Origin of the sequence: Protofrankia sp. CiP1_Cm_nod2 (assembly GCF_920664355.1) — a bacterium.
GTDB lineage: Bacteria > Actinomycetota > Actinomycetes > Frankiales > Frankiaceae > Protofrankia.
The window spans coordinates 1-4,721 of the sequence record NZ_CAKKTL010000141.1; the positions used below are offsets into that span (position 1 = coordinate 1).

Genomic DNA, 4,721 nt, shown 5'->3' on the forward strand with positions numbered 1-4,721 from the left:
ACCTACACGCGTAAGATCGTCGGCAGCGTCAGATGTGTATAAGAGACAGTCTCGATGTAGTCCAGGCACTCCTGGCGTGGGCCCGGGCCGTGCTCGACCGTCCAGCCGGCCGGGACGTCGATGAAGTCCGGCCACAGGCTGTACTGCCCCTCGGCGTTGACCAGGACGGTGTAGACGCCGTCGGGATCCTCGAACGGGTTGGTCATGGGTGTCCCCCTTCTCCGGTTCTGCTGTTCCACTGTTCCGTTGTTCTCCTGGGCCCGGTTCTCCCGACCGGTTCTCCCGGGACCCTGCCGAAACTCAGTTCTCGATCACAGTCAGTTCTCGATCACGGTCGACGGGAATCATCATGGGCCACGCCATTGTCCACAATATTGCCACGGCTTCTTTCAGGATTTTCCGATATCGCTCCTGGCCACCGCGGGTTTTGCCGGTGCCTGGTTTTCCCGGTGGCCGCCGGGCGCGCGGCAAGAATCGTGATCATGCGCGCTCCGGCCGTCCGGTGGCGTGGGTCACCAGCGCGTCCAGGGCCTGGAACCAGCTCTCGGCCAGCTCGCGGACGGCGTCCTCGGCCAGCACACCGGACGGCCAGGACCAGAACACGGCCAGCTCCGGCCCGCCCGGACGGTCCTCGGTCAGCGAGTTCACCACCAGGCAGTGCTCCTCCGGCATGTCCCCGTCGGCGTCGAGGTCCACCGCGTCCGGCTCGGCGGAGCAGGACCAGTCCGTCGCCTCCGGGACGCCGAACCTGCCCATGTAGTTGAACTCGATCCGCGGGGCGCCCAGCCGCGCCAGCTCCGGCCCCGTCCGCGGGTTGAGATGGCGCAGCAGCCCGTAACCGATCCCGCCGGACGGCAGGCCGGCCAGGTGCCCCCGGACGCGTCGAACCACACCGCCTGGATCATGACGCCGGCGTCCGGGTCCAGCCGGTCCCGGGCGGCCAGCGCCGCCGCGGAGATCGTCCTGGTCAGCGCGTCCCCGGTGAGGACACCGTCGGGTTCGCGGGTGCCAGGCGCCTCGGCGCCCGGGCCACCGCTGCCGGGTTCGCTTGTGCCGGCCCCCTCGGCGCCAGACCCACCGCTGCCCGGCCCACCGCTGCCCGGCCCACCGCTGCCCGGCCCACCGCTGCCGTGCTCGCTCGCGTCGGGCTCGCTGACGCGGATGTCGACTCGTTCGACCAGTGTCGCGACGTCCAGCGTTCCGGGCGGTGGGACGGTGAACATCCAGTGGTCACCGCTCGGGCCGGAGGTACGGACGAGGCGGGCCCGCAGCATGTCGTGCCGGTCCACCAGCGCCCGCAGGATGGCCAGCAGGGTCGTCCGGTCCAGCTCGGCCGGCGTCTGCACCAGCGCCGACTGGTGGTAGCCGCTGACCGGGCCGCCCAGCTCACGCAGCGCGTGCATGATCGGGGTCAGCGGGACGGTTCCCGTCCCGTCGTCGCCGCCGGCCCGCTCCGACACCGGGGCGAGGGCGGTGGCCACCGTGGCCAGTGCGGCCACCGTGCAGTGGCGGAAGACCTGGCGCGGGGTGATCCGGAAACCGGCTGCGCGGGCCTGGCTGACCAGCTCCATCGCGACGATGCTGTCCCCGCCGAGGGTGAAGAAGTCGTCGTCGACGCCGAGTTCGGGGACGGCGAGCAGCGCGGCGAACGCGTCCCGCAGCGCCTGCTCCGTGGGGTTGCCGGGAGCCCGGCCGGAAACGGTGGCGGTGAAGTCGGGGGCCGGCAGCGCGTTGCGGTCCAGCTTCCCGTTGGGCAGCGTCGGCAGCTGGGGGAGCGGCACGAACGCCGCCGGCACCATGTAGTCGGGCAGCATACGGACAGCATGGTCACGCAACGTTGCCGCGTCCGGCGCCGACAACGCCGCGGGCCGTGGCTCACTGTCCGTTCCGGCCGTCCCCAGACCGGCCGTCCCCAGACCAGTTGCCTCCACTCCGGCCGTCCCCACTTCGGGCTGGTTCGCTTCGTTCGTTTCCGGGTCGGTCGCCGGGGGAACCGCCGGGGGATCGGTGACCACGTAGGCCATCAGTTGCCGGACGCCCTGAGATCGCGGTGGCAGGGCCGCACCGGGCCAGGACCGGTGCGGCTCCAGGGAACAGGGCAGAAGCTTCGGGCCAGGAGCTTCGGGCCAGGAGCTTCTGGTCAGCCCGCGTTGATGGCGGTGGTCGCCTCATGCCAGAGGTCGGCCTCGTCCCTGCCCCGCCGGCGACGGACAGCGGTCACCACCGCACCGGCACCGGCGACAACCGCGAGAACGGCGAACTTGCGCAGCATGTCCGTCAACCTACCCGCGTCCGGCCATCCTGCCCACCGGCCGGGCCGCTGGAAGCCCACCGCCCCGCTGTTGGAAGCCCGTGGCCCGCCCGCGACCGGCGGGCCGTCGGGGCCGGCGCCGGCGGCGTCGGGGTCAGCGCTGGTAGGTAGCCCGCAGCACGCCCCGGGCAAGGGTGTGGAACGCCAGGTTGAATCCCACGACCGCGGGCGCGGCGGAGCTGTCGACACCGAGCGAGGGGACGTCGACGGCGTGCACCGCGAACACATAGCGGTGCGGACGGTCACCCGGAGGAGGTGCGGCACCCCCGAAGTCGAACGTCCCGTAGTCGTTGCGGACGTGGAAGGAACCGGCCGGCAGGCCGCTGAGATCGCCGCTTGCCGCCCCGTGGGGCAGTTCGGTCACGGTGGCCGGGATGTCGACGAGGACCCAGTGCCAGAAGCCGCTGCCGGTGGGGGCGTCCGGGTCGAAGGAGGTGACGACGAAGCCACACGTCTGCGCCGGAAACCCGGACCAGCGCAGGTGCGGCGAGGCGTTCGCGCCGTCGGCCGAGGTGTGCGCGAACTCCTTGGTGAGCGCGTCCCCGTCCGCGATGTCGTCGCTGGTAAGGGTGAACGACGGTACAACGGGCAGGACGTCGAACGGATCCGGGGGAGTACCGCGGTCGAGCAGGGACATCAGCCAACCTCACTTCCTGTAGCTCACCGACTGAATTTCTGTAATTCCTGTGGTTCCTATACTTCCTGTGACTGTCATGCTTCCCGGACGGGCCGGTACTGGAGATCGCCCGGGATCCGCCCCGGCCGCCTCGGGAAATACCGTCACCCGTCTACCACCCACCGGCCAAGGCCGGACACGCGGGGGATGAGCGGCGGTCTCCCCGCGCGGCATCCCAAAAAGAGACCAGGGCATATGCTGTCCCGTCCCGGCCATGACAGGCGACGGGCCACGCTGCGACTTTGGGCACCGGAGCAGTACGCACCGGCTTCCCAACGGGACGTTGGGAAGCTCCAGCCAGGTTTTTGGCACCAGGGTGGGACGCGGCGGACCCTGGACGGCTAAGGTAGAACACGTCCCGATGGGGCGACTACCGACTCCCCCCGTGTTGGTGGCCACCCATCGGGACCCTTTGGTTTTCAGACCGGTTGTTTCCGGCGCGGGCCCGACCCAACCGCGCGGGCCGCCACTCGGATCACGGCGACTTCCCCTGTCGAGGCCGATTCCATCGCCGATCATTCGTTCCCCGCGTTCCCCCGTGGGTTTCCGGCTGGCCCCGCCGGTCGGTTGGTCCGGCGGGGCTACCGATCAGCTGGCTCCGGTGAGCTGGGCGGGACCAGCGCTCAGTCGGTCCCGGCGGTCCGGCGGGACCGGGCGGAGTGCCGAGCCGCGCCCGGCGCGGCACCCGGCGCGGCGCCCGAGCCGGGACGTCCGCCCCGGCGCCGGGCTCGCAGCAGCTCGAACCCGATCGGGATCACCGACAGCAGCACGATCCCGATAAAAATCTTCTCGACGTTGTGCGCGACGAACTCGACCTTCCCGAGGAAGTATCCGATCACCGTCACACCGGTGCCCCACAGCAGCCCGCCGATGATGTTGAACGTGACGAACAGCCGGTAGTTCATACCGCTGACCCCGGCGACGATCGGGGTGAACGTCCGCACGATGGGCACGAAGCGGGCGAGGATCACCGAACGGGGGCCGTACCGCTCGAAGAAGTCGTGGGCCTTCTCCACGTTCTCCTGCCGGAACAGCCTGGAATCCGGGCGCCGGAAGAGTGTGGGGCCGGCCTTGCGCCCGAACAGGAAGCCCGCCTGGTCGCCGGCAACCGCGGCAATGGAGATCAGCACGCAGGCCAGCCACAGCGGGGTCGACAGCCTGCCGTTGGAGACGAGCAGCCCCACCGTGAACAACAGCGAGTCACCGGGCAGGAAGAAACCGATCAGCAGCCCGGACTCCGCAAAGACGATCAGCAGGATGACGATCAGGCCCGCCTTGGCCAGATGCTCCGCATCCAGGAAGCTCGGGCCGAGCGCGAGAGTCGTCGAAGCAAGCGTGGACGCGGTCAACACGGCGATGGGCCTCCGGAAGCGGCTCGGGATACCAGGCGGCTGGCGGCCGATTCGGTTCCCGCCTCGACCGGGCACTCCTCGAAGATGACAACGGACCAGCACCGACCAGGCCAGCCCGACCGGCGAAGAGCGACGCGGCCACGACCGTCCGCGCTGCTGACCGCCCGCCAGCCCACCGGATCAGAGCTTGGCTGCCCGGACAGCGTATCCAGTGGGACCACAGGAGGTACCCGCGGCCCCGCTGTGACGTCTCCTCACGCGATGCGGACATTCGCATCAGCCGCACCCGGCACCTCCACGCCCGGCCCGGTCGGGATCAGCATCCGCGCCGGGCCGGGGCCGGTGCCTATCACATCCGTCACATCCGTCACATCAGTCATAT

General features: G+C 70.2%; 5 protein-coding genes and 1 pseudogene. All 6 read right to left on the reverse strand.

What is annotated here, in order from left to right:
• Window positions 1-2: 2 nt before the first annotated feature.
• The gene (locus NBW84_RS15710) at window positions 3-206 is read right to left on the reverse strand and encodes an MbtH family protein (RefSeq protein WP_250285495.1); all 204 of its coding nucleotides are present in this window, start codon (window positions 204-206) and stop codon (window positions 3-5) included.
• Window positions 207-480: 274 nt separating this feature from the next.
• The gene (locus NBW84_RS15715; RefSeq protein ID WP_250285496.1) at window positions 481-891 is read right to left on the reverse strand and encodes a hypothetical protein; all 411 of its coding nucleotides are present in this window, start codon (window positions 889-891) and stop codon (window positions 481-483) included.
• A 2-nt stretch (window positions 892-893) separates the two neighbouring features.
• Window positions 894-1,859: pseudogene (locus NBW84_RS24375) on the reverse strand (phosphopantetheine-binding protein); the annotation flags it as partial.
• A gap of 281 nt (window positions 1,860-2,140) precedes the next feature.
• On the reverse strand, window positions 2,141-2,272 hold the full coding sequence (locus tag NBW84_RS15725) for a DLW-39 family protein (RefSeq protein ID WP_250285497.1): 132 nt from the start codon (window positions 2,270-2,272) through the stop codon (window positions 2,141-2,143).
• Window positions 2,273-2,405: 133 nt separating this feature from the next.
• The gene (locus NBW84_RS15730) at window positions 2,406-2,948 is read right to left on the reverse strand and encodes a YbhB/YbcL family Raf kinase inhibitor-like protein (RefSeq protein WP_250285498.1); all 543 of its coding nucleotides are present in this window, start codon (window positions 2,946-2,948) and stop codon (window positions 2,406-2,408) included.
• Between the two features lie 662 nt (window positions 2,949-3,610).
• Window positions 3,611-4,339, reverse strand: a complete 729-nt coding sequence (locus NBW84_RS15735) for a VTT domain-containing protein (RefSeq protein ID WP_250285499.1) — start codon at window positions 4,337-4,339, stop codon at window positions 3,611-3,613.
• Between the last annotated feature and the right edge of the window lie 382 nt (window positions 4,340-4,721).

Coding starts and splice junctions, on each gene's coding strand:
- NBW84_RS15710 (WP_250285495.1), bottom strand. CDS start 206: ATGACCAACCCGTTCGAGGATCCCGACGGCGTCTACACCGTCCTGGTC.
- NBW84_RS15730 (WP_250285498.1), bottom strand. CDS start 2,948: ATGTCCCTGCTCGACCGCGGTACTCCCCCGGATCCGTTCGACGTCCTG.
- NBW84_RS15725 (WP_250285497.1), bottom strand. CDS start 2,272: ATGCTGCGCAAGTTCGCCGTTCTCGCGGTTGTCGCCGGTGCCGGTGCG.